This window comes from Spirillospora sp. CA-108201 (assembly GCF_050936235.1).
In the GTDB taxonomy this organism is placed as follows: Bacteria; Actinomycetota; Actinomycetes; order Streptosporangiales; family Streptosporangiaceae; genus Spirillospora.
On sequence record NZ_JBNJNE010000001.1, the window covers coordinates 3,378,676 to 3,403,490 of the forward strand.

General features: G+C 71.9%; 19 protein-coding genes and 1 pseudogene. 10 read left to right on the top strand and 10 right to left on the bottom strand.

The window, feature by feature from the left end; translation table 11 throughout:
- Window positions 1-67: 67 nt before the first annotated feature.
- Together dapF and miaA are read right to left on the bottom strand one after the other, a co-directional pair.
- Window positions 68-868: a diaminopimelate epimerase gene (dapF, locus tag ACQEU6_RS16430; protein WP_499332870.1), complete on the bottom strand. Its 801-nt coding sequence runs from the start codon at window positions 866-868 to the stop codon at window positions 68-70.
- Window positions 869-875: 7 nt separating this feature from the next.
- Window positions 876-1,787: a tRNA (adenosine(37)-N6)-dimethylallyltransferase MiaA gene (miaA, locus tag ACQEU6_RS16435; protein WP_499340215.1), complete on the bottom strand. Its 912-nt coding sequence runs from the start codon at window positions 1,785-1,787 to the stop codon at window positions 876-878.
- Between the two features lie 121 nt (window positions 1,788-1,908).
- Here miaA and ACQEU6_RS16440 point away from each other — a divergent pair, with 121 nt between their 5' ends.
- The gene (locus ACQEU6_RS16440) at window positions 1,909-2,175 is read left to right on the top strand and encodes an antitoxin (protein ID WP_499332871.1); all 267 of its coding nucleotides are present in this window, start codon (window positions 1,909-1,911) and stop codon (window positions 2,173-2,175) included.
- A gap of 22 nt (window positions 2,176-2,197) precedes the next feature.
- On the opposite strand, the gene miaB is transcribed toward ACQEU6_RS16440, so the two are convergent.
- A complete protein-coding gene (gene miaB, locus ACQEU6_RS16445; protein ID WP_499332873.1) occupies window positions 2,198-3,739 on the bottom strand; it encodes a tRNA (N6-isopentenyl adenosine(37)-C2)-methylthiotransferase MiaB in 1,542 nt (513 codons plus the stop codon).
- A gap of 271 nt (window positions 3,740-4,010) precedes the next feature.
- On the opposite strand from miaB, the gene ACQEU6_RS16450 reads away from it, so the two are divergent.
- The 5 genes from ACQEU6_RS16450 (at window position 4,011) to ACQEU6_RS16470 (ending at window position 9,601) form a co-directional block, all read left to right on the top strand.
- Window positions 4,011-4,733: an amino acid ABC transporter ATP-binding protein gene (locus ACQEU6_RS16450; protein WP_499340217.1), complete on the top strand. Its 723-nt coding sequence runs from the start codon at window positions 4,011-4,013 to the stop codon at window positions 4,731-4,733.
- Between the two features lie 38 nt (window positions 4,734-4,771).
- Window positions 4,772-5,641: a glutamate ABC transporter substrate-binding protein gene (locus tag ACQEU6_RS16455; RefSeq protein WP_499332874.1), complete on the top strand. Its 870-nt coding sequence runs from the start codon at window positions 4,772-4,774 to the stop codon at window positions 5,639-5,641.
- A gap of 108 nt (window positions 5,642-5,749) precedes the next feature.
- On the top strand, window positions 5,750-6,433 hold the full coding sequence (locus tag ACQEU6_RS16460) for an amino acid ABC transporter permease (RefSeq protein WP_499332875.1): 684 nt from the start codon (window positions 5,750-5,752) through the stop codon (window positions 6,431-6,433).
- Entirely contained in the window at window positions 6,430-7,413 is a 984-nt protein-coding gene (locus ACQEU6_RS16465) for an amino acid ABC transporter permease (protein WP_499332876.1), read from the top strand. Before ACQEU6_RS16460 ends, ACQEU6_RS16465 begins: the two co-directional genes overlap by 4 nt.
- 175 nt (window positions 7,414-7,588) lie before the next feature.
- Window positions 7,589-9,601 carry an alpha/beta hydrolase family protein gene (locus ACQEU6_RS16470; protein WP_499332877.1) on the top strand — a complete coding sequence of 671 codons (2,013 nt, stop codon included), beginning with the start codon at window positions 7,589-7,591 and terminating at the stop codon, window positions 9,599-9,601.
- Here the strand turns inward: ACQEU6_RS16470 and ACQEU6_RS16475 are convergent, their stop codons facing one another.
- From ACQEU6_RS16475 to recA, 4 genes are all read right to left on the bottom strand, one after another.
- The gene (locus ACQEU6_RS16475) at window positions 9,602-10,834 is read right to left on the bottom strand and encodes a glycerophosphodiester phosphodiesterase family protein (RefSeq protein WP_499332879.1); all 1,233 of its coding nucleotides are present in this window, start codon (window positions 10,832-10,834) and stop codon (window positions 9,602-9,604) included.
- A 117-nt stretch (window positions 10,835-10,951) separates the two neighbouring features.
- On the bottom strand, window positions 10,952-12,523 hold the full coding sequence (gene rny, locus ACQEU6_RS16480; RefSeq protein ID WP_499332880.1) for a ribonuclease Y: 1,572 nt from the start codon (window positions 12,521-12,523) through the stop codon (window positions 10,952-10,954).
- Between the two features lie 492 nt (window positions 12,524-13,015).
- Window positions 13,016-13,534: a regulatory protein RecX gene (locus tag ACQEU6_RS16485; RefSeq protein ID WP_499332883.1), complete on the bottom strand. Its 519-nt coding sequence runs from the start codon at window positions 13,532-13,534 to the stop codon at window positions 13,016-13,018.
- A 163-nt stretch (window positions 13,535-13,697) separates the two neighbouring features.
- Window positions 13,698-14,813 (bottom strand): recombinase RecA, encoded by a 1,116-nt coding sequence (recA, locus tag ACQEU6_RS16490; RefSeq protein WP_499332884.1) that lies wholly within the window; start codon window positions 14,811-14,813, stop codon window positions 13,698-13,700.
- A gap of 243 nt (window positions 14,814-15,056) precedes the next feature.
- Here recA and ACQEU6_RS16495 point away from each other — a divergent pair, with 243 nt between their 5' ends.
- From ACQEU6_RS16495 to ACQEU6_RS16505, 3 genes are all read left to right on the top strand, one after another.
- Complete coding sequence (locus ACQEU6_RS16495; RefSeq protein ID WP_499332885.1) at window positions 15,057-15,926, top strand: ATP-grasp domain-containing protein; 870 nt, start codon at window positions 15,057-15,059, stop codon at window positions 15,924-15,926.
- Window positions 15,927-16,092: 166 nt separating this feature from the next.
- Window positions 16,093-16,407, top strand: coding sequence for a hypothetical protein (locus ACQEU6_RS16500; protein ID WP_499332886.1), 315 nt, complete (start codon window positions 16,093-16,095; stop codon window positions 16,405-16,407).
- A 3-nt stretch (window positions 16,408-16,410) separates the two neighbouring features.
- Window positions 16,411-17,568, top strand: a complete 1,158-nt coding sequence (locus ACQEU6_RS16505; RefSeq protein WP_499332887.1) for a glutathionylspermidine synthase family protein — start codon at window positions 16,411-16,413, stop codon at window positions 17,566-17,568.
- A 10-nt stretch (window positions 17,569-17,578) separates the two neighbouring features.
- Here the strand turns inward: ACQEU6_RS16505 and ACQEU6_RS16510 are convergent, their stop codons facing one another.
- Window positions 17,579-17,773, bottom strand: a complete 195-nt coding sequence (locus ACQEU6_RS16510) for a DUF3046 domain-containing protein (RefSeq protein ID WP_499332889.1) — start codon at window positions 17,771-17,773, stop codon at window positions 17,579-17,581.
- 10 nt (window positions 17,774-17,783) lie between these two features.
- Window positions 17,784-19,061, bottom strand: coding sequence for an alpha/beta hydrolase fold domain-containing protein (locus ACQEU6_RS16515; RefSeq protein WP_499332891.1), 1,278 nt, complete (start codon window positions 19,059-19,061; stop codon window positions 17,784-17,786).
- Between the two features lie 150 nt (window positions 19,062-19,211).
- On the opposite strand from ACQEU6_RS16515, the gene ACQEU6_RS16520 reads away from it, so the two are divergent.
- The gene (locus tag ACQEU6_RS16520; RefSeq protein ID WP_499332892.1) at window positions 19,212-23,864 is read left to right on the top strand and encodes an Lhr family helicase; all 4,653 of its coding nucleotides are present in this window, start codon (window positions 19,212-19,214) and stop codon (window positions 23,862-23,864) included.
- A 77-nt stretch (window positions 23,865-23,941) separates the two neighbouring features.
- Here ACQEU6_RS16520 and ACQEU6_RS16525 read toward each other — a convergent pair.
- Window positions 23,942-24,748 (bottom strand): annotated as a pseudogene (locus tag ACQEU6_RS16525) (DMT family transporter); the annotation flags it as partial.
- Window positions 24,749-24,815 lie beyond the last annotated feature (67 nt).

Sequence of the window (24,815 nt, forward strand, 5' to 3'; positions counted from 1 at the left end):
ACAGATGTCCCGTCTGTGCCGGGACCGCCACGGGACCGGCACACGCCCAGGTGGGGCGGGCGATCCGCTAGATCCAGCCGGGGTGCGTCTCGCCCTCGGCCACCAGGACGGCCGGGCCCCTCAGGAAGCTGGTCTCGCCGTCGAGGACGACGGTCACCCTGCCGCCGGGGACGTCCACCGTCCATTCGGCGCCGTCGGCCGCGCCGCGGGCCGCCGCCGCGGCCACCGCGACGGTCCCCGTGCCGCACGACCGGGTCTCGCCGGAGCCGCGCTCGAACACCCGCATCTCGACGTGCCGCTCCCCCACGCTGCGGAAGAACTCGACGTTCACCCCCGCGGGGAAGACCGCCGGGTCGAAATCCGGGGCGCGCGACAGGTCCAGGGCGGCGACCGGCTCCGACACGCGGCACGCCAGATGCGGGTTGCCGACGCTGACCCGCTCCCCCGCGAAGCTCGCGCCCGCCAGCGACGCCTCCCCCGGGCCGAGAAGCTCCGGCCGGCCCATCTCGACGCTGACGTCGCCGGACGGGCCGAGCGTCACGCGGCGCAGGCCCGCGCGGGTGGCCAGGTCCCACTCCCCGGACGGGGCCAGTCCGGCTTCGACCAGGTAGCGGGCGAAGACGCGCACCCCGTTGCCGCACATCTCGGCGATGCTGCCGTCGGCGTTGCGGTAGTCCATGAACCACTCGGCGTCGGCGTCGAACCCGGCGGCCTTCGTCCGGACCGCGCGCAGGACGCCGTCGGCGCCGATGCCCGCCCGCCGGTCGCAGAGCCGCGCGACGGCCTCCGGGGTGAGGTCGAGGACGCCGTCGGGGTCGGGGAGGATCACGAAGTCGTTCTCAGTGCCGTGCCCCTTGACGAACCGCATGCCCCGATCATATGGGGTCCGGCGTCTCCCGGTTCACCAGGGCGAGAGCGCGATCGACCAGGTCGGGGGCGTCATGGGGCAGCCACCGCACCCGCGGGTCGCGGCGGAACCACGACTCCTGGCGGCGGGCGAAGCGCCGCGTCGTCCGGACGGTGTCCTCCTTGGCCTGCCGCTCCGTCCACTCCCCCGCCAGGAGGCGCAGCACCTGCGCGTAGCCGAGGGCGCGCCCGGCGGTCACGCCGTCCCGCAGGCCCCGCTTCTCCAGCTCCCGGACCTCGTCGACCAGGCCCGCCTCCCACATCCGCTCCACCCGCAGGGCGATGCGCTCGTCCAGCTCCTCGCGGGGCACGCTCAGCCCGATCTGCACGACGTCGTCGTAGCGGTACCGGTGCTCGGGCAGGGTCGCGGTGAACGGGCGGCCGGAGATCTCGATGACCTCCAGGGCCCGCACGATCCGGCGGCCGTTGCTCGGCAGGATCGCCTCCGCCGCCGCCGGGTCCAGTCCGCGCAGCCGCTCGTGCAGCGCGCCGGGCCCGGCGCTCGCCAGCTCCTCCTCCAGGCGCCCCCGCACGGCGGGGTCCGTCCCCGGGAACTCCAGGCGGTCGAGGGCGGCGCGCACGTACAGCCCGGACCCGCCGACCAGCACGGGCAGCCGTCCCCGGCCCCTGATCCCGGCGATGGCGCCGGCGCTGAGCCGCTGGTACTCGGCGACGCTCGCGGTGACCGTGACGTCCCAGACGTCCAGCAGGTGGTGCGGGACCCCGCGCATCTCGGCCGCGGACAGCTTCGCGGTGCCGATGTCCATGCCGCGGTAGAGCTGCATCGAATCGGCGTTGACCGCCTCGCCGTCCAGCCGGAGGGCCAGCTCGACGGCCAGGTCGGACTTGCCGGCCGCCGTGGCGCCGACGACCGCGATCACGTGCGGGGCATTGGATGAGGTCACGGGATTGATTGTGGCAACAGAACGGGTATGGCCGGAATGAACGGGTGCCGCGCCGTGCCCGCGGCGCCGAACCGAGTCGAGGATCCGGGGGGATTCGATGTCCATCGTCGACAAGGTCAAGCAGATGCTCGGGCAGCAGGCCGACAGGGCCAAGCACGGCGTCGAGAAGGCCGGCGACATGTTCGACCAGCGCACCGGAGGCAAGCACGCCGACAAGGTCGACCGGGTCCAGGACCAGGCCGACGAGACCATCGACCGCGAGAGCGGCCAGGCCGGCGGCACGGGCGGCCCGCACGGCGAGACCGGCGACCAGCCCGGTGGAACCGGCGAGCAGCCCGGCGGGACCGGCGACCGGCCGTCCTAGGCGGGCGTGAGCATGCCGGGGCTCAGGGGCGGGTCGAGCAGCCCGGCGCGGAAGCGGCGGGCTGGGACGGACGCCCGACGGAGGGCATGCCCAGCGACACGCCCCGGGCCCCGCCGTCTCCGCCTTGGCGGGCCTCCCACGCGTCGCCCGCGCGCGTCCGGCGGACGCCGAGCGCGGGCTTGTCGGCGACCAGGTGGTGCGGCGCGGCGTAGGTGATCTCGACGGTGACCATGTCGCCGGGGCGGACCGGCTCCTCCGGCACGCCGAAGTGCACCAGGCGGTTGTCGGGCGCCCGCCCCGAGAGCCGGCGCGTCGCCTGGTCCTTGCGGCCCTCGCCCTCGGCGACCAGCACCTCCAGCGTCCGGCCGAGCTGCCCGCGGTTCTCCGCCCAGGAGATCTCCTCCTGGAGCGCGACGAGCCGCTCGTACCGCTCCTGGACGACCTCCTTCGGCAGCTGGCCGTCCATGGTCGCCGCCGGGGTGCCCGGACGCTTGGAGTACTGGAAGGTGAACGCCGAGGAGAACCGGGCCTCCCGCACCACGTGCAGGGTCTCCTCGAAGTCGGCCTCGGTCTCGCCGGGGAAGCCGACGATGATGTCGGTGGTGATCGCCGCGTCCGGGATCGCGGCCCGGACCTTCTCGATGATGCCGAGGTAGCGCGCCTGCCGGTAGGACCGGCGCATCGCGCGCAGCACCGCGTCCGACCCGGACTGCAGCGGCATGTGCAGGGACGGCATCACGTTCGGCGTCTCCGCCATCGCCGCGATCACGTCGTCGGTGAAGTCCTTGGGGTGCGGCGAGGTGAACCGGACCCGCTCCAGGCCCTCGACGCCGCCGCAGGCCCGCAGCAGCCCCGCGAACGCCGACTGCCCGCCCCCGGTCATGGCGCGGACCTCGTCCGGCGCGCCGGACAGGGCGCCGAAGCCCGAGCCGTAGGCGTTGACGTTCTGCCCGAGCAGCGTGATCTCCAGGGCGCCCTCGCCGACCAGCGCCTCGACCTCGGCGAGGATCTCCCCCGGCCGACGGTCGCGCTCCTTGCCGCGCAGGGACGGGACGATGCAGAACGTGCAGGTGTTGTTGCACCCCACGGAGATCGACACCCAGGCGGCGTAGGGGGACTCGCGGCGCGTCGGCAGCGTCGAGGGGAAGGTCACCAGCGACTCTTCGATCTCGACCTGCGCCTCGCTCCGCACCCGCGCGCGTTCGAGCAGCGCGGGCAGCGACCCGATGTTGTGGGTTCCGAACACCACGTCCACCCAGGGGGCGCGCTTGACGATGGTGTCGCGGTCCTTCTGGGCCAGGCAGCCGCCGACGGCGATCTGCATGCCGGGATGGCCGTCCTTGACGGGCCGCAGATGGCCGAGGTTGCCGTAGAGGCGGTTGTCGGCGTTCTCCCGCACCGCGCAGGTGTTGAACACCACGACGTCGGGCTCGGCCTCCACCGCGCGGACGTATCCGGCCGACTCCAGCAGCCCCGACAGCCGCTCGGAGTCGTGGACGTTCATCTGGCACCCGTAGGTACGGATCTCGTACGTACGGGGAGCCGTCTCCATTGGCGCACTCATGACAGTCATCCAGGTTACGGCCTTGGCGCGACACGGCCGAACGGGCGGCGCGTCCCGCCGCCGCCTTTTATGATCACTCTCCGCCACGACCGAACCCCGTCCGACGTGGGTATTCGTGATCGTATCGGTACCGCGCGGCAACTCGGGCAGTACCGGCGATGACATAAAGTCCGTGCCCATGACGGACAGCGAAAGCGGGCCCGAGCTCACGGAGACCGGGCCGGAGGACTCCACCCCGGAGCCGGCCGCCGTAGGTGACCGGCCGCTCGTCGTGGTCGAGCACGTCGACAAGCACTACGGCGAACTGCACGTCCTCAAGGACATCAACCTCACCGTGAACTCGGGCGAGGTCGTCGTCGTCATCGGACCGTCCGGCGGCGGGAAGTCGACCCTGTGCCGGTCGATCAACCGGCTGGAGCCGATCGACGGCGGCACGATCCTCGTGGACGGCAAGGAGCTGCCCAAGGAGGGCAAGGACCTCGCGAAGCTCCGCGCCGACGTGGGCATGGTGTTCCAGTCGTTCAACCTGTTCGCCCACAAGACGATCCTGGAGAACGTCACGCTCGGGCCGGTGAAGGTCCGCAGGCAGGGCAGGCAGGAGTCGCAGAAGCACGCGCTGGAACTGCTCGACCGGGTCGGCATCGCCAACCAGGCGCACAAGTACCCCGCGCAGCTGTCCGGCGGACAGCAGCAGCGCGCGGCGATCGCGCGCTCGCTCGCGATGAAGCCCAAGGTGATGCTCTTCGACGAGCCCACCTCGGCGCTGGACCCCGAGATGGTCAACGAGGTCCTGGACGTCATGACGGGGCTGGCCCGCGAGGGCATGACGATGATCGTCGTCACGCACGAGATGGGCTTCGCCCGCCGGGCCGCCCAGAAGGTCGTGTTCATGGCGGACGGCCAGATCGTCGAGGAGAACACCCCCGACGAGTTCTTCACGAACGCGCGGACCGAGCGCGCGAAGGACTTCCTTTCCAAGATCCTCACGCACTGAGCCGCGGGGCTCCGGCAGAGAGCAGAGGTACACCAGAAATGCGAGTACGTCGTTTCGGCGCCCTCATCGGGGCGGGGATGGCGCTGTCGCTGGCGCTCAGCGCGTGCGGCAGTGACACCGAGAAGACCGAGGCCAAGACGGTCGTCCAGAAGGCCAAGGACGACAAGAAGCTGACCATCGGCATCAAGTTCGACCAGCCGGCGCTCGGGCTGAAGAAGCCCGACGGCAGCTTCGACGGCTTCGACGTCGACGTCGCCAAGTACATCGCCAAGTCGCTCGGCGTCCCCGAGAACGGCATCACGTTCAAGGAGACGACCTCCGCCAACCGCGAGTCGTTCCTCGGCGGCGGGCAGGTCGACCTCGTGGTCGCCACCTACTCCATCACCGACGCGCGCAAGTCGCAGGTGACCTTCGGCGGGCCGTACTACGTCGCCCACCAGGACACGATGGTCAAGGCCGACAACGGCGGCATCAAGAAGGCCACCGACCTCAAGGGCAAGAAGCTCTGCAAGGCCGCCGGCTCCAACTCCTTCCGCCGCATCACCGAGGGCCCGCCGGACGGCAAGCTGAACATCAAGGGCGTCACGCTGGTGGACGCCTCCAGCTACTCCGAGTGCGTCAGCAAGCTGAAGTCCGGCGCCCTGGACGCGGTCAGCACCGACGACCTGATCCTGGCCGGCTTCGCCAACCAGCAGAAGGGCTCCTTCAAGGTCATCAACGACCCCTTCACCGACGAGAAGTACGGCGTCGGCCTGAAGAAGGGCGACACCGAGACCTGCGAGGCCGTCAACAAGGCCGTCTCCCAGATGTACTCCGACGGCACGGCCAAGACCCTGCTGGAGAAGCACTTCGCGGGCACCGGGCTCAAGCTCGTCACGACCGCCCCGCAGATGGAAGGCTGCGCCTGATCCAGGCCGCGACTGACGCCCGTCACGCCGGCGCGTCCCCGGCACGCAACCGCCCGGGGACGCGCCGGCTGGCCTGACACCGCTGGAACGTGATGAAACAGCTGAGCAATGTTTGACTTCAGCCCGTTCTTCGACAACTTCGACGAGATCCTCCAAGGATTCTGGGCGACCCTGCGCCTCGCGGCCGCCGCGGCGGTGCTCTCCCTGATCATCGGGACCTTCCTGGCGAGCTTCCGGGTCTCTCCGGTTCCGGTGCTGCGCGCCTTCGGCACGGGCTACGTCAATGTCGTGCGCAACACGCCGCTCACCCTGGTGCTGCTGATGTGCAGCCTGGGCCTGAACGACATCCTCGCGCTGAAGTTCTCTGACAACTCCTCGACGACCTACTACTGGTGGGCGGTCCTCGGCCTGTCGGCCTACACCGGGGCCTTCGTCTGCGAGACCCTGCGCTCCGGCATCAACACCGTCCCCCTGGGGCAGGCGGAGGCGGCGCGTTCGATCGGGCTGAGCTTCACGCAGTCGCTGCGCATGATCATCCTGCCGCAGGCGTTCCGGGCGATCATCGCACCGCTGGGCAGCGTGCTGATCGCGATGATCAAGAACACGACGGTGGCCGCGGCCGCCAGCTACGCCGAGGTCGCGCTGGTCACCAAGACCATCATCGACAAGCCCACGTTCGCCAACGGGGTCATCCCCCTGTTCATCGGCGTGTCGATCGGCTTCCTGATCCTCACCCTGCCGACCGGATACTTCTTCGGCTGGCTCGCCAAGCGGATGGCGGTGGCGCGATGAGCAAGGAAGCGACCGTTCTCTTCGACATCCCCGGCCCCCGGGCCCGGGCGCGCAACGCGGTGCTGACCGCCGTCGTGTCGATCGTGTTCGCCGCCGTCCTGGCCGCGCTGCTCTGGCGCCTCGGCGACAAGGGGCAGTTCGAGGAGAAGCTCTGGACGCCGTTCCTGAAGTGGACGGTGTGGAGGCACCTGCTCCTGCCCGGCCTGATCAACACGCTGAAGGCCGCCGCCGTCGCCACGGTGCTGGCCCTGCTGTTCGGCATCGTGTTCGGGCTGGCGCGGCTGTCGGACCACTGGTGGGTCCGCGTCCCGGCCGGCGCCGTGGTCGAGTTCTTCCGCGGCATCCCCCTGCTGATCCTGATCTTCCTGGCGTTCTTCGTCCCGAACAAGATCAGCCCGGCGATCGCCGAGTCCCAGTTCGGCACCCTGCAGCGCTTCTCGGTGGACTACTTCTTCTCGATCTTCGGGGTGGAGATCAACGCCGGGACGGTCACCGTGCCCGCGTTCGCCGCGGTCGTGTTCGGCCTGACGATGTACAACGGCTCCGTGCTCGCCGAGGTGGTGCGCGCGGGCGTCCTGTCGATCCCGAAGGGGCAGTCGGAGGCCGCCTACTCCATCGGCCTCCGCAAGAACGGCGTCATGCGGCTGGTGCTGCTGCCGCAGGCCATCACGGTGATGATGCCGGCGATCGTGAGCCAGATCGTCGTCCTGCTCAAGGACACCGCCCTCGGGTTCATCATCGCTTACGGCGAGTTCCTGCAGGCCGGCTTCAAGCAGGTGCCGGCGAACTACAGCAACAACGTGCTGCAGGCGGGCATCGTCGTCGCGGTCATCTACATCGCGATCAACATGTCGCTGAGCCGCGTGGCCACCTGGCTGGAGGGGCGCAGCCGCCGCAGCCGCAAGACCGAGGCCAAGACGATGGGCTCGGGCGGCCCGGCCCCCGTCGCCGGGGTCGGGGTGACCCAGCAGACCGTCTGACGGTCCGCCCGTCCGCGAAGGGCGCCGCCGGTCACCGGCGGCGCCCTTCGCCGTCCGCGGGACGGGCGAACCCCGGTGTTACCGGCGGGTTTCCAGGGGAAGAGCTTGTATCTTTCCGAGCTCAAACGGCCCGTCATGGCCCCAACCGATCCCCGTATGCGGGACGATTCCTGTTATGACCGCTCGTGCGACCCTTCCCTACGGCTCATGGCCTTCACCCATCTCTGCGGCCGATGTCGCCCGCGCCCGGCTGCGCCTCAGCTTCCCCAGCGTCGTGGGCGACGACGTGTGGTGGCAGGAGACGCGGCCCGAGGAGGGCGGACGGGCCACGGTCATCCATCTGAAGGACGGTCATCGCACCGAGCTGCTCCAGGCGCCGTGGGACGCGCGCACCCGCGTCCACGAGTACGGCGGGCGGTCCTACCTGCCGATCCGCACGGGCGCGGGCTGGTCGGTCGTGTTCTCCAACTACGAGGACCAGCGGCTGCACCGCCTCGACGAGGGCGACCCGAAGCCGTACCCGCTGACGCCCGAGCCGGCCGTCCCGGCGGGGCTGCGGTACGCCGACTACGTGCTGTCCCCGGACGGGACGGAGGTCTGGTGCGTCTGCGAGGGCCACATCGCCGAGCCGGCGGCCGCCGAGGGTGAGCAGAGCGCGGACGAGCAGCCCGTCACGGGCATCCGGCGCGCCATCGTCGCCGTCCCGCTGGACGGCAGCGCCGCCGGGGACGCCGGCGCGATCCGCGAGCTGGTGTCGGGCGCGCAGTTCTACGCCGGTCCGGTGCCGTCCCCCGGCGGGGGGCACCTGGCGTGGGTCCAGTGGAACCACCCCCGCATGCCGTGGGACGGCACCGAGGTGCGCGTCGCGGTGATCGAGGACGGCGCGGTGGTCGCCCCCCGCACCGTCAAGGGCGGCCTCACCGAGTCGGCCCTGGCGCCGCTCTGGCGCGACGACGAGTCCCTCTACGTGATCTCCGACTGGCCCGGCTGGTGGAACATCTACCAGGTCGGCCTGCACGGGGAGTCCGCGCAGGCGGAGTACCCGGCCGAGGAGGAGTTCGCCGCGCCGCTGTGGCAGCTCGGCGGCATGCCGTACGCGCTGCTCGGCGACGGGCGCCTCGCCGTCCTGCACGGCGAGGGCGACATGCGGCTCGGCGTCTACGACCCCGAGACCCTCGACCTCGTCGACCTGGAGGTCCCCTACGAGCACTGGGCGCCGCAGCTGTCCACGGACGGCACGACGATCGTGGGGATCGCCGGCGGCCCGGACCTGCCGGCCTCGGTGGTGCGGGTCGACACCACGACCGGGCGCGTCGAGGCGCTGCGCCGCGAGCGGGCCGAGCTGCCCGACGTCGCGTACCTGTCCAGGCCGCGCGCCGAGCGCCTGGAGGGGCCGTTCGGGCGTCCCGTCCACGCCTACGTGTTCCCGCCGACCAACCCGGAGGCGGCCGGACCCGACGACGAGCTGCCGCCCTACGTGGTGTTCGTGCACGGCGGGCCCACCGGGCGGGTGTCCACGGTGCTCGACATGGAGCGCGCGTACTTCACCAGCCGCGGCATCGGCGTGATCGACGTGAACTACGGCGGGTCGGCCGGCTACGGCCGCGCCTACCGGGAGCGGCTGCGCCGCCAGTGGGGCGTGGTCGACGTCGAGGACGCCGTCGCCGCCGCCCGCGCCCTGGTCGACGGCGGCGTCGCCGACCCGGCCCGGCTGGCGATCCGCGGCGGCTCCGCCGGGGGCTGGACGACGCTCGCGGCGGTCACGCAGACCGACGTGTTCAAGGCCGCCACGTCCTACTTCGGGATCAGCGACCTGCAGCGCTTCGCCGAGAGCACCCACGACTTCGAGTCCCACTACCTGTTCGGCCTCATCGGCCCCCTCCCCGGATTCGAGCGCGCCTACGAGGAGCGCTCCCCGATCAACCGCGCCGACCGGACGGCCTGCCCCGTCCTGCTCCTGCAGGGGCTGAGCGACCCCATCGTGCCGCCGGACCAGTCCGAGCGGTTCGCGCGGGCGCTGGCCGAGAAGAAGATGCCGTACGCCTACCTCACCTTCGAGGGCGAGTCGCACGGCTTCCGCAAGGCCGACACGGTCATCCGCTGCCTGGAGGCGGAGCTGGCGTTCTACGGCCAGACCCTCGGGTTCGAGCCGCGGGGCGTCGAACCCGTCGACCTCACGATCGGCTGATCAGGGGACGATGTAGGAGGAGATGTCCAGCAGCGTGTGGTCGGCCCGGAAGAACGACACCGTGTCGCCCGCGGTGTTGTTCAGGAAGCCGACCGTCAGGCCGTTGTAGTACGCGTCGGGCCGGTTCATGCCGGGGCCGACGTGGACGCGCAGCAGGCTGCCGGGCGGGATCACGTACCCGGAGCCGATCCGCATCAGGTTGCTCGCCTGGTCGCGCAGGTAGCCGCCGCTCACGTCGACCGGCCTTGACGTCGTGTTGCGCAGCACCACGTGCTCGCTCTTCTCCGGCTGGGCGTCGTCGCCGCTCGGGTCGGGGAAGACGCTGTCGACCACGACGCCGTTCGCGCCGGGGAACGGCGTCCTCCCGTCCAGGATCCGCCGCGTCGTGGCGGGGAAGTTCGTCGCGAGCCAGTCGTAGCCCTGGTTCGCCCCCATGGAGACCTCGGCCGGGCTGTCCACCGGGTCGCTGAACACCTTCAGCCCCTTGGCGTGCGCACGCCTGACGTCGTCGGCACTGGTGGCCCTCGGGTGCGCGTACACGCTGACCGTCCAGCCCGCCAGCCCGGCCAGCTCGTCGTCGGAGAGCATCGCCCCGCCGGTCAGGTAGGAGAGCTGCACCTTGGGCGCGGACGCGTGGAACTCCCTGAGCGCCGCCTGGTCGCGCGAGTGGACCTGCACCCGGTAGGCCCCGGACCTGAGCGTCCTGCCGTCGGTGAGCCGCGCCGCGTTCAGCTCCTCGGCGAGCAGCGTGGCGATCCCGGGGCTGTTGGCGGGCGCCTTCAGCTCAAGGCTGAGCCCGGTCTCACCGCCCCGGACGGCGATCAGCTCCTTCAGCGTGGGGACCCGCTGGCCCGCGTACCGGGCGTCGAACCAGGACCCGGCGTCCAGCTTCTTGATCTCGGCCAGGGTGAACTGGCCCACCCTCCACGGCGCCCGGTCGGGGTAGACCTGCTCCACATCGGTGGTCCGGGCGAGCGTGTCGTCGTGCAGGAGCACGATCTGCTTGTCGGACGTGAGCTGCACGTCGCCTTCCAGCACGTCCGCCCGGTCGCGGACCCCGTCGCGGTAGGACGCGAGCGTCTCCTCGGGAGCCTGCCCCGGCGACCCGCGGTGCCCGACGACCACGACGTGCGTCCGCTTCCCCGCTGCCTGCGGCGCGGCGTGGGCGCTGCCCGCGAAGGCGACGGCGGCGGCCAGCACGGCCCCGCCCCCGATCATGGCGATCCTGTTCACGCGATCCTCCCGCCTGGAAATGACTTGATCATCACCGCGGGAGCTTGCGAACACCAGACCAGCCGCTTAATTTCCCCCGAACCCCAACAAACCGCCCGGTCGCTCGGTCCTCGCCGGTCAGCGGGCGAACTCGATCGCCCGGGACTCCCGGACGACGGTGACCCGGATCTGGCCGGGATAGGTCAGCTCGTCCTCGACCTGCTTGGCGATGTCGCGAGCGATCACCTGCGCCTGGATGTCGTCGACCGCGTCGGGCTTCACCATCACCCGGATCTCGCGGCCCGCCTGCATCGCGAAGACCTTCTCCACGCCCTCGTGCCGGTCGCGGGCGATCTCCTCCAGCCGCTCCAGCCGCTTGACGTAGGCCTCCAGCGACTCGCGGCGAGCCCCCGGCCGGCTGCCGCTCACCGCGTCGGCGGCCTGGGTGAGCACGGCCTCCACGGTCCGGACCTCGACCTCGTTGTGGTGCGCCTCGATCGCGTGGACGACGTCCTCGTGCTCGCCGTAGCGGCGGGCGATCTCGGCGCCGATCAGGGCGTGGCTGCCCTCCACCTCGTGCGTCAGCGCCTTGCCGATGTCGTGCAGCAGCGTGCACCGCTTGGCGACCTCCACCGGCAGCCGCAGCTCGCCCGCCATGATGCCCGCGATGTGCGCCGACTCGATCAGGTGCTTGAGCACGTTCTGCCCGTAGGACGTCCGGTACCGCAGCTGGCCGAGCAGCGCGATCAGCTCCGGGTGCATGTCGGCGATGCCGACCTCGACCAGGGCGTCCTCGCCGGCGCGGACGCACAGCTGCTCGACGTCGCTGCGGCTGCGCTCGTAGATCTCCTCGATCCGCTGGGGGTGGATCCGGCCGTCCAGGACGAGCTTCTCCAGCGTCAGCCGCCCGACCTCGCGCCGCACCGGGTCGAAGCAGCTCAGAAGCACCGCCTCCGGCGTGTCGTCGATGATGAGGTTCACGCCGGTGGTCGTCTCGAAGGCGCGGATGTTGCGCCCCTCGCGGCCGATGATGCGGCCCTTCATCTCGTCGCTCGGCAGGTGCAGGACCGACACCACCGACTCGGCCGTCTGCTCGCTGGCGACCCGCTGGATCGCCAGCGTCACGATCTTGCGGGCGCGCTTGTCGCCCTCCGCCTTCGCCGCGTTCTCGATCTCCCGCACGATGGGGATGGACTCCCGCTTGGCCTGGTTCTCGATCGCCGCGACGAGTTCGCCCTTGGCCTGCTCGGCGGTCAGCCCGGCCGTCTGCTCCAGGACCTTGCGCCGCTCCTCGGCGACGTCGTCGAGCTCCCGCCCGCGGGCCTCCAGCGCCTTCCCGCTCTCGGCGAGCCGCCCCTGCCACTCCTCCAGCCGGCGCACCTCGGCGTCCAGCCGCTGCTCACGCTCCGCGAGGCGCGCCTCCCGGCGCTCCAGGTCCTCCCGGACGGTGCGGAGGTCGTCCCGCTGGGTCCGGCCCTCCTCGTCGAGCTCCGCGCGCCCGGCGGCGGCGGCCTGCTGCGCCTCCCGCTCGGCCTTCTCCAGGACGGCCCGCGCGTCCTGCGCGGCCTTCGTCCTGATCTCGTCGGCGTCGCCCTGCGCCCGGGCCATCTCGGCCGCGGCCTTGCCCGGCGTGCCGGGACGCCGCACCAGAATGATCACGAGAGCGACCAGGGTCACCAGCAGCGCTGCACCCAGCAGGACGCTCTCCATGAGACACAGATCCTTCCTCGCCGCGAGCCCGTCCGGGAGTACGAGCCCTGCCTAGCGAGGATTCACTCGCGCGCGGATGCACGACATCGCGGGACGGCGCTGCCGCGCGCCCCGGCCGAATCCGGTCGACGAACCTGTCCTTTATGCCTCTCAGCTGCTGGAACGTGCTCAGTCGTATGGCAATCCGCGAGACGCGGAGTAACTCCTCACTGCCGCAACGGTAAGCGGCACAGAGGTAATGAGCAAGCAAACGACGGGCATTCCGGACTAACCGAACGTCGGCGTGACTCCTTCCTTACCGCCTCCCCTGACCCCCTCCCCCTGTCCCGACCTGCACCATCACCCCCGCCCGACACACGATCCCGACCGGCCCCCCGCCCCCGACTCCCACACTCCCGGCGTGTCGCCCCCGCCTCACCCCAACGCCACGTGGCCCCCCGGCGGGACATGGCCGGCTCGGGTGGGTCAGTCGGGGGGATGGGTTCGGGTGGGTTAGTCGGGAGGGGTGGGGAGGTCTTCCGGGTCGGTGCCCTCTTCGGAGAGGGCTTCCTTCACCACTCGGTAGGAAAGGGCGGGCGAGTAGCCCTTGCGGGCGAGCATGCCGACCAGGCGGCGCATGCGTTTGGTGGGGTCGGCGCCGCGGGTGGCCGGGAGTTTGCGGGCCACCAGGGCACGGGCCGTCTGCTCCTCCTGGTCGGAGTCCAGGGTCTCCACGGCCTCGTTGACGGTCTCGTTCGCCACGCCGCGCCGGCGGAGTTCGGCGGCCAGGGCCCGCTTGCCCAGGCCCCGGCCGGTGTGCCTGGACTGGACCCACGCCTGGGCGAAGGCCTCGTCGTCGATGAGGCCGACGTCGGTGAAGCGGCCGAGGACGCGCTCGGCGACGTCGCCGGGGATGTGCTTGCGGTGCAGGGCCTCCGCCAACTGGGCCCGCGTGCGGGGGGAGGCGGCCAGGAGGCGCAGGCAGATCTCGCGGGCCCTCGCCTCCGGGTCGCTCTCGCGCGCGGCCGTCATGGGAGGCCGGGGCGCGCGGAGCCGGCCGGGGCCGTGGGAGCGGCGGCGCCATCGGGGAAGATCCGGGCACCGGTCGTGCGGTGCCGGGTAAGGCGCCGCCGCCCTGCATACGAGATCATCGCCTACTCTTCGTCAAGAGTCACCCGTCTCGGGGGATTCCTTGTCAGGAATCGCCCGCCTTGGCGGCCTTGGCGCCTCGCTTCGCGGCGGGGGCCTTGACCGGGGCGGGGGCGGCGGGCGCGGGCGCCGCGCCCGGGGCGGCGGGCTCGGCCTCCTTGTCGACCTTCGGGCCGATGCCGAGCTTCTCCTTGATCTTCTTCTCGATGCCGTCGGCCAGGTCGGGGTTGGCCTTGAGGAAGTTGCGGGCGTTCTCCTTGCCCTGGCCGAGCTGGTCGCCGTCGTAGGTGTACCAGGCGCCGGACTTGCGGACGAAGCCGTGCTCCACGCCGAGGTCGATCAGGCCGCCCTCGCGGCTGATGCCCAGGCCGTAGAGGAGGTCGAAGTCGGCGACGCGGAACGGCGGGGCCATCTTGTTCTTGACGACCTTGACGCGGACGCGGTTGCCGACGGCCTCGGTGCCGTCCTTCAGCGTCTCGATGCGGCGGACGTCGAGGCGGACGGAGGCGTAGAACTTCAGCGCGCGGCCGCCGGTGGTGGTCTCCGGGGAGCCGAACATGACGCCGACCTTCTCGCGGAGCTGGTTGATGAAGACGGCGGTGGTCTTGGTCTGGTTGATCGCGCCGGTGAGCTTGCGCAGGGCCTGCGACATGAGGCGGGCCTGGAGGCCGACGTGGCTGTCGCCCATCTCGCCCTCGATCTCGGCGCGGGGCACCAGCGCGGCGACGGAGTCGATGACGACGATGTCGATCGCGCCGGAGCGGATCAGCATGTCGGTGATCTCCAGGGCCTGCTCGCCGGTGTCGGGCTGGGAGACCAGCAGGGCGTCGATGTCGACGCCGAGCTTGGCGGCGTACTCCGGGTCGAGCGCGTGCTCGGCGTCGACGAAGGCGGCGATGCCGCCCATCTTCTGGATGCTCGCGACGGCGTGGAGCGCGATGGAGGTCTTGCCGGAGCCCTCGGGGCCGTACACCTCGACGACGCGGCCGCGCGGCAGGCCGCCGATGCCGAGGGCGATGTCGAGGGAGATCGCGCCGGTGGGGATCACCTCGACGGGCGCGCGGGCCTCCTCGCCCATCCGCATGACCGATCCCTTGCCGAACTGCCGCTCGATCTGGGCGAGTGCGGTCTCGAGAGCCTTCTCCCGGTCGTTCGCTGCCATTGAGATGTCCTTCTCGTTGAGATGTGTCGGCTCTCGGCCGCTGCTTGCGATGTCGAGGGCGACGTTACGGCGGGCCACCGACACTTTCGACCCCGGCGCGGTTCGATGACGCCGCCGCGGGCCGCGGCCAGCTTACCGAACATCCGTTCGATCATCGTCCCGCGCGCCGATTTGCGGCGGAATCTTCGTGCGATCGATGGTCCCGACCCCGTAACCTGGCGGAGTTGACGGAGGGTTCCAATCATGACGCTGACCGTCCTCTTCTGCGTCGATCCGCTCCATCCCCGGCGCGTTGACCCCCACTTCGCCCGCGAGGCGGCCGCCGTGCGGGACCACTACGGCGAGACCGCCCTGATCGACCACGACGCACTGCGGCGCGGCGACGTCGAGGACGCGGTCGACGCGGCGCCCTCCGACCTCGGCCCGGTCTGGTACCGCGGGTGGATGCTGTCGGCGGAGGAGTACGGCGCGATGGCCGCCGCCCTGAAACGGCGCGGGACGGTGCTCCTGACGCACCCGGACGACTACCGCCGCGCACACGAGCTGCCGGGCTGGCACGACACGTTCGCCGGGCTGACCCCGCACAGCGTGTGGCGCCCTCTCGGCACCGGCCAGGATCCCGGCCCCCTCGGCGAGCTGGGCGAGCTCGTCAGACCGCTGCGCGCCGGCCCTGGCGTGGTCAAGGACTACGTGAAGTCGTGCAAGCACGAGTGGGAGGAGGCGTGCTTCGTCCCCGACGTGAAGAACCTCGCGCAACTGCACGACATCGCGGCGAAGATGGTCGCGCTGCGGGACGACCATCTGGCCGGAGGCCTCGTCGTGCGGGAGTTCGAGCAGTACGACGAGGCGGGCGAGGCGCGCGTGTGGTGGGTGGACGGCGAACCCGCGCTGGTCGGCCCGCACCCGGACAGCCCCGGCGTGGAGCTCGATCCGGACCTGGCCTCGGTGGCCCCCGCCGTCCGCGCGCTGGGATGCCGCTTCATCACCACCGACCTCGCCCGCCGCAGCGACGGCGCCTGGCGCGTCGTGGAGGTCGGCGACGGCCAGGTGAGCGACCTGCCGTCGTCGGTGGACGCGATGGACCTCTACGCTCACCTCCCCGTGCCGGAATAGCGTCTCTTCAGGGTGATGCGGCGCGCGATCGAACCGGATTACGGTTTTCACCGTCTCATGACCTGTGGCCCTCGGCTGCCGATTGATCCCTCCGCAAGAAGGACGTGTTGTCTTGCCCCCTCAGGAGCCCACTCGCCGGCTCAGCTCCCGCGCCGTGAAGGTGGGGATGGTGAGCGCCCTGTCCCTGACCCTCGTCGCCTGCGGGTCCAGTTCGACGACGGCCAGATGCGTGGACCGCAACGCGCCGGCCAAGGGCAAGGGCGGGTACAAGGTCGTCCCGGAGAACAACTGCAACACCGGCGACATCGACAACGGGGCCAACAACGCCTACAACCGCTACTTCTGGTACTACGGCGGGAAGAGCCGGTCCGGCTTCGTGTCGGGCGGCAGCCAGTACCGGCCCGAGGGGAAGATCAAGTCGAGTGGCGGGCGGACGCTGAGCCGGGGCGGGTTCGGCGGCGGCGGTCGAGGCGGGAGCTGACCCATGCGCCGTGTCCGTTCCACACCGCGTGAAGGCTGGGCGGAGAAGGTCGAGGCGCACGGCCTCGCCTTCCACCGCACCGCGCACCCCGAGCATCTGACCCGGCCCTACTGGGACGAGTCCGTGCACTACGTCTTCGAGATGGACGAGGTACTGGCCCTCGAAGGCGTCGTCGAGGAACTGCACCGGATGTGCCTGGACGTGGTGGAGCACGTCGTGTCCACCGGCCGCTACCACGTCCTCGGCATCCCCGACTGGGTGGCGCCCCTGATCGAGGAGTCGTGGCGGCGCGGCGACCCGCACCTGTACGGGCGGTTCGATCTGCGCTACGACGGCCAGGGGCCCGCCAAGCTGCTGGAGTACAACGCGGATACGCCGACCGCGCTCGTGGAGAGCTCCGTCGTCCAGTGGTACTGGCTGCAGGACACCCACCCTGGGGACGACCAGTGGAACTCCATCCACGAGCGGTTCGTGGCGCGCTGGAAGGAGATGGCGCCCGCCGTGGACGGCGGGCCCGTCCACTTCGCCTGGACGACCGGCGACGAGACCGGCGAGGAGGTCATGACGATCGCCTACATGCAGGAGACCGCCGAGGAGGCGGGCCTGCCGGGTGTGGCGATCGCCATGGAGGAGATCGGCTGGGACGCGGCGCGCGGGCGGTTCGTCGACCTCGACGAGCGGGAGATCCGGACGCTCTGCAAGCTCTACCCCTGGGAGTGGATCGTCGCCGAGCCGTTCGGGCGCGACATCCCGGGGACGCCCACGTCGTGGATCGAGCCGATCTGGAAGATGGTGCTCTCCAACAAGGCGCTGCTCGTCCTCCTCTGGGAACTGTTCCCGGGCCACCCCAATCTGCTGCCCACCTACCTGAACACTCCGTCGAACCTGACGTCCTACGTGCAGAAGCCGCTGCTGGGGCGGGAGGGCGCGAGCATGCGCATCGTCACGCCGGACGGCTCCGAACAGCGGACCCAAGGCGACTACGGCGCGGAGGGGTTCGTCTTCCAGGAGTTCTGCGCGCTGCCGGAGTTCGACGGCGAGCATCCCGTGCTCGGCGCGTGGGTGGTGCACGACGGGGCCGCGGGGATCGGCATCAGGGAGACGTCCGGGCTCATCACCGACGACACCTCGTCGTTCGTCCCGCACCGGATCCCGCTGTAGCGGGCTCTCCCTAGCGCAGGGTCGCGGGGACGTCGAAGGTCGCGACGACGGCCTGCCAGACCCTCTTGGCGGATTCACCGTCGGCGAGGGCCTGTTCTATGGTGCGGCCGTCCAGTTCCGCCATGACGTAGTCCTTGGCAACGCTCTCGGCGTAGTGCTCGCCGAACTGCTGGTTCATCCGATCCCAGAAAAGTGTGAGCCGCACGTGACCCACGCTATCCGACGGACGGTCCCCCCAAGGACCGCGTCACCTCGTCGGGGACCCCTGGGGCGCGACCCTGACGGTACTGGCGGTGCAGGCCCGTCAGGTACCGCTCGACGCCTTCGATGACCCGGGCCGTCCGGTAGGAGGGGAAGACGTCGAACCCGTGCTGGGCGCCCTGCATCTCGGCGTAGAGGACGGGCGAGTCCGAGACCTCCCGGAGGCGTTCGACGAACCGGCGGGCCTCGGCCACGGGGATGAGTGAGTCGCGGCTGCCGTGGATGACGAAGAAGGGCGGTGCGTCTTCGCGGAGGTAGGTGACCGGGGACGCCTTCGCGTACACGTCCGGGTTCTCCGCGAAGGGCTGCTTGACCACCATCCGTTCCATCAGGCGGGTGGTACCGAACGGGCGAGGAAACGTGCCCGGCTCGAAGAAGTTGTAGAAGCCGTAGAACGGAACCGCGCCCTGCACGGTGGTGTCGGCGTCCTCGAAGCCCGGCTGGAAATCCGCGACGTTCGCCGTCAGCGCCACCATCGCGGTGAGGTGCCCGCCGGCCGACCCACCGGTCACGCAGAGGAAGTCGGGGTCCGCTCCGTACTCCTCGGCGTGCTCCTTGTACCAGGCGACGAAGTGTTTCAGGTCGATCAGGTGGTCCGGCCAGGTGGCACGCGGGCTGAGCCGGTAGTTGACGTTGAAGCCGACCCATCCCTGGACGGCCATGTGGTTGAGCAGCGGCAGCCCTTGCTCCCGCTTGTCTCCGATCACCCAGGCCCCGCCGTGGATCTGCATGAGCCCCGGGCGCAGCTCGCCGTCGGCGCGTTCGCCGGCGGGACGGAAGACGTCCAGTTTCAGGCGCAGGCGGCCCTCCTGCCGGAACACGACGTTGCGTTCGACCCGCACGCCCCTGCGCGGGACCAGGCACAGCGGGGGGACGATCAGGTGCCCGAGCGGGTAGCGCGGTGCGCCCTCCGGGTCCAGTTCGAGGGGAGCGCCGCTGTCGCGCAGGGTGACGACCGTCCGGCGGGACGCCGCGAGGGTGGCCGCGACGCCCGCCATGCCGAGGACCGCAAGGACGAGCCCGGTCCAGCCGGCCCAGCCGTCCAGTCCCCCGAAGGCCGCGGCCAGGGCCGTGGCGGCGGCCCAGGCGACCAGGACGTGCGGCGCCAGCTCGATCGTGAGCCAGCCCGCGAAGAAGCTCGCCACGAGCAGCACGGGGCTGCGCCTCGGGGCGTACGCGTTGGCGGCCGTGAGGGCGAACAGGACGCCCATGACGAGGAGGACGTAAGGCATCGCGACTCCCATGCGGAGCAGTGGCCTGCCGCTCCACCTTGCCCATACAAGCGCTTGCTTACAAGAGCCTCACGGAGGGACGGCTCCCCTTCGTGTGTGACGCGCGCCACGCCCGCGCATTCTGTCCGAGGCGCGAGGCAGTATGGCGCCATGGGCGGTGACGTGCTCGAACGCTTCTCCCCGGCGACCCGTGCCTGGTTCACCGGGGCGTTCGCCGCACCCACCCCCGCGCAGGCCGGGGCCTGGGAGTCCATCGCCGGCGGCGACAACACGCTGGTCGTGGCGCCGACCGGGTCCGGCAAGACCCTGGCGGCCTTCCTCTGGTCCCTCGACCGGCTCGGCACCGAGGCCGTCCCCGACGACGCGCTGCGCCGCTGCCGCGTGCTGTACGTGTCGCCGCTGAAGGCCCTCGCCGTGGACGTCGAGCGCAACCTGCGCGCCCCGCTGGCGGGCATCCGCCACGCGGCGCGGCGCCTCGGCCGGCCCGAACCGGACGTCCGCGTCGGGATGCGGTCGGGCGACACGCCGGCCGACGAGCGCCGCCGGCTGGCCGTCAGGCCGCCCGACATCCTGATCACCACACCGGAGTCGCTGTTCCTGATCCTCACCTCGCGGGCGCGCGAGTCGCTGCGCGGGGTGGAGACCGTCATCGTCGACGAGGTGCACGCCGTGGCGGGCACCAAGCGCGGCGCGCATCTCGCGCTGTCCCTCGAACGGCTGGACGCGCTCCTCGAACGCCCCGCCCAGCGCATCGGCCTGTCGGCGACGGTGCGCCCCGCAGACGAGGTGGCGGCGTTCCTGGGCGGGCCGAAGCCCGCCGCCGTCGTCCAGCCGCGTTCGGAGAAGGTGTTCGAGCTCGACATCGTCGTCCCGGTGGAGGACATGGGCGAGGTCGGCCGGTTCGTCGACGACTCGGGGGCGCCCGACCCCCGCCAGCGCAGCATCTGGCCCCACGTCGAAGACCGTCTGCTCGACCTCATCCAGGCGCATCGCTCGACGCTCGTGTTCGCCAACTCCCGGCGCCTGGCCGAGAGGCTGTGCGGGCGGCTGAACGAGCTCGCCTACGAACGCGCCGTCGGCGAGCCCCTGCCCGAGGACCACTCCCCCGCGGCCACGATGGCCCAGGCGGGCGCGGCCAGGGGAGCGCCCCTGGAGATCGCCAGGGCGCACCACGGCTCCGTCTCCAAGGAGGAGCGGGCCGGTATCGAGAACGCGTTGAAGGAGGGCCGCCTGCCCGCGGTCGTGGCGACGTCCAGCCTCGAACTGGGCATCGACATGGGCGCGGTCGACCTGGTCGTCCAGGTGGAGTCGCCGCCGTCGGTCGCGAACGGGCTCCAGAGGGTCGGGCGGGCCGGTCACCAGGTCGGCGCCGTGTCCAAGGGCGTCATCTTCCCCAAGTACCGGGGCGACCTCGTGCAGACGGCCGTGGTGGCCGAGCGCATGCGCGGCGGCGAGATCGAGGAGCTGCGGTACCCGCGCAACCCTCTCGACGTCCTCGCGCAGCAGATCGTCGCGATGGTCTCCATGGACGAGTGGACGGTCGACGACCTCGAATCCCTCGTCAAGCGCGCCGCCCCCTACGCCACGCTTCCCCGGTCGGCACTGGAGGCGTCCCTGGACATGCTCGCCGGGCGCTACCCCAGCGACGAGTTCGGCGAGCTCCGCCCCCGCCTCGTGTGGGACCGCGTGACCGGCGTGCTGCGCGACCGCCCGGGCGCCCAGCGGCTCGCCGTGACCAGCGGCGGGACGATCCCGGACCGCGGCCTGTTCGGAGTGTTCCTCGTCGGCGAGAAGGCGTCGCGCGTCGGCGAGCTCGACGAGGAGATGGTGTACGAGTCGCGCGTGGGGGACGTGTTCGTCCTCGGTGCGAGCTCATGGCGGATCGAGGACATCACCCCCGACCGCGTGCTCGTCTCCCCCGCCCCGGGCCAGCCCGGCAAGCTGCCGTTCTGGCACGGCGACACCCTGGGCCGTCCGGCCGAACTGGGCCGCGCGCTCGGCTCGTTCACCCGGGAGCTCGCCGCGCTGCCCCAGGAGGAGGCGCAGGCACGCGTCTCCTCGGCCGGCCTGGACGACTGGGCCTCCGTCAACCTCGTCTCCTACCTGACCGAGCAGCGTGAGGCCACCGGGCACGTGCCCGACGACCGCACGATGGTCGTCGAACGGTTCCGCGACGAACTCGGCGACTGGCGCATGGTCGTCCACTCGCCGCTGGGCGCGCGCGTGCACGCGCCCTGGGCGCTCGCCATAGCCGGCCGGCTGCGCGAACGGTACGGCGTCGACGCGCAGGCCATGCACGCCGACGACGGGATCGTCATCCGCATCCCGGACATGGACGAGCCTCCCGGCCTCGACCTGGCCGTCTTCGACGCCGACGACATCGAGCGCATCGTCGTCGACGAGCTGGGCGGCTCGGCGCTGTTCGCCGCCCGGTTCCGCGAGTGCGCGGCGCGTTCGCTGCTGCTCCCCCGCCGCCGTCCCGACAAGCGCATGCCCCTGTGGCAGCAGCGCCAGCGCGCCGCGCAGCTCCTGGCCGTGGCGAGCAGGTACCCGTCGTTCCCGATCGTGCTGGAGACCATGCGCGAGTGCCTTCAGGACGTGTTCGACGTCCCGGGCCTGGTGCAGCTCATGCGCGACATGTCCGGACGCAAGGTCCGCATGGTGGAGGTGGAGACCTCCGAGCCGTCCCCCTACGCGCGTTCCCTGCTGTTCCACTACGTCGGCGCGTTCATGTACGAGGGCGACTCGCCCCTCGCGGAGCGCCGGGCGCAGGCCCTCGCGCTCGACTCGGCGCTCCTCGCCGAACTGCTCGGCCAGGCCGACCTGCGCGAGCTGCTCGATCCCGACGCCGTCGCCGAGACCGAACGCGAGCTCCAGCGCCTCGCCGCCGACCGCCGCGCCCGCGACCTGGAGGGCGTCGCCGACCTCCTCCGCGCGCTCGGCCCCCTCAGCACGGCGGAGGCGGCCGAGCGCACGCGGCCCGCGAGCGCCGGCGCCCGGCCGGACGAGAGCGTGGCCGCGGCCGGTGACGGCGAGGCCGCCCCGGCGGGCGAGACCGTCCCGGGCGAGACGCTCGTCCAGGTGTCGCGGTGGCTGGCGGAGCTGGAGGCGACACGGCGGGCGATCCGCGTCCGGATCGCCGGGGAGGAGCACTGGGCCGCGATCGAGGACGCCGGGCGGCTGCGGGACGCGCTCGGCGCGCCGCTGCCGGTGGGCGTCCCCGAGGCCTTCCTCGAACCGGTCGACGACCCGCTCGGCGACCTGGTCTCGCGGTACGCGCGCACGCACGGGCCGTTCCGCGCGGCGCGGGCCGCCGCGCGCTTCGGGCTGGGCGTCGCCGTGGTCGCCGAGACGCTGCGGCGACTGTCGGGAGCGGGCCGGGTCGTCGAGGGCGAGTTCCTGCCGGTCGGGTCCGTGGCGGGGCCGCTGACGACCGAGTGGTGCGACAGCGGCGTGCTGCGGATGCTGCGGCGCCGTTCCCTGGCGCGGCTGCGCGCCGAGGTCGAGCCGTCCCCGCCGGAGTCGCTCGGCCGGTTCCTGCCGGTCTGGCACGGCATCTCGGGCGGGTCGCGGTTGCGGGGCATCGACGCGCTCGTCCAGGCGATCGAGCAGCTGCAGGGCGCGGCGGTGCCCGCGTCGGCGCTGGAGTCGCTGGTCCTGCCGTCGAGGGTGCCCGGCTACACCCCGGCCATGCTGGACGAGCTGACGTCGGCCGGCGAGGTCGTGTGGGCGGGCCAGGGAGGGCTCCCGGGCGGCGACGGCTGGGTGGCCCTGTACCTGGCCGACACCGCCCCGCTGCTCATGCCGGGCCCGGCGGAGATCACGTTGACGCCCGTGCACCAGGCCGTCCTCGACGCCCTCGGCGACGGGGGCGCGCTGTTCTTCCGGACGCTGTCCGACCGTGTGAACGAGCAGGCCACCGCCAACGACGCCGACCTCGTCACCGCTGTGTGGGACCTCGTCTGGGCGGGCCACCTCACCAACGACACGCTGGCCCCGCTGCGGTCTGCGCTCGGATCCGGCCGGCCGACGCACCGCTCCCGGACGACGCGCCGCGGACGTCCCGTCCTGCCGTCCCGGACGGGCCCGCCCACCGTCGCCGGACGCTGGTGGCCGCTCCCCGAGCGGGAGTCCGCCGCCACCCTGCGCTCGCACGCCCTCGCCGAGGCCCTCCTGGAGCGGTACGGCATCGTGATCCGCGGCGCCGTCGCGGCCGAACGCACCCCCGGCGGGTTCTCCGCCGTGTACCCGGTCCTGCGCGCGTTCGAGGAGACGGGGCGCTGCCGGCGGGGCTACTTCGTCGAAGGCCTGGGCGCCGCCCAGTTCGCGCTGCCGGGGGCCGTCGACCGGCTCCGCGCGCTCCGCCCGGAGGCGGCCCCCGCACCGGACGACATCTCCGCCCTGTGGGAGACGCCCCGCAGACCGGGGGTCCGCGCTCTCGTCCTCGCGGCGGCCGATCCCGCCAACCCGTACGGCGCGGCCCTGCCCTGGCCGGAACGCGCCGACGAGGTCGCCAGCGGCCACAAGCCGGGCCGCAAGGCGGGCGCGCTCGTCGTCCTGGTCGAGGGGCGCCTGGTCCTCTACGTCGAGCGCGGCGGGCGGACGCTCCTCACCTGGGACGACGACCCCGGCGTCCTGCAACCCGCCGTCGACGCCCTCGCCCTGGCCGTCCGGGAGGGGGCGCTCGGCAAGCTGACCGTGGAGCGCGCCGACGGTGAGGCGATCAGCGACTCCCCGCTGGCCGCCGCGCTGGAGTCGGCCGGTTTCCATCCCACGCCGCGCGGGCTGCGGCTGCGCTCCTGACCACCCGAGCCCCAGAGGGCCACGGTCACGGCGGCGGCGCACACCAGCATGCCCAGGAGTGAGGGCAGGGTGAGCGTGCTGCCGAACATCAGCCAGCCCCACAGCATCGTGGTGGGCGGGGTGAGGTAGAGCAGCGCGGACACGCGGGCGACGCCCGTCCGCCGGACGTTGACCCAGTACAGCCCGTACCCGCCGAACATCGCCAGCACGACGAGGATGGCGATGGCCGTCCAGAACGAGGGGTCGGACGGCGGAACCAGCGAGCCGTCCATACCGGCGAAGCCCGAGAACAGCAGCGCGCTCACGCCCGCCTGGACGGCCAGGGCCTCGGGAAGCTCGAGCGCGGGGCGCGTGCGACGTTCCACCAGGGTGGCGCCGACGAGGGAGAGCATCGCGGCGAACGGCAGGGCGTACGCCCAGGCGGGAGCGTCCGCGCTCAGGTCGCCGCCGACGACGAGCGCCACGCCGCCGAGCCCGGCGGCGAACCCGGCGAGCTGCCGGCGGCCGGCCGGCTCCCCGAGCAGGGGCGCGGCGAGCGCGAGCGCGACGAGCGGCTGCAACGCCGTGATCAGGCTGTTGACCCCCTCCACGACGCCGTGCTCGGCGGCGAGGAACACGCCGGAGAGGTAACCGACCTGTCCCAGCGTCCCGATCAGGGCGTGCAGGGCCAGGTCGCGTGGCGGGATCCGGCGGCGGCGCCGCAGCAGCCACATCCCGAGCACGGCCGCGCCGATGATGAACCGCCAGGCCAGAAGGGCGCTCGCGGGCGCGCTCCGGGTGCCGAGCTCGGCGCCGACGAAACCCGAGCTCCACGTGACCACGAAGGCGGCGCCCAGCAGCGCGTCCGATCGGCGGATGTCCACGGCCCCTCCCAGGGTATACATACCGGTATACCTACACCATAGCCATACCGGTGGGTATACTCGACGTCACCCCAGCGGAAGGAGCCGC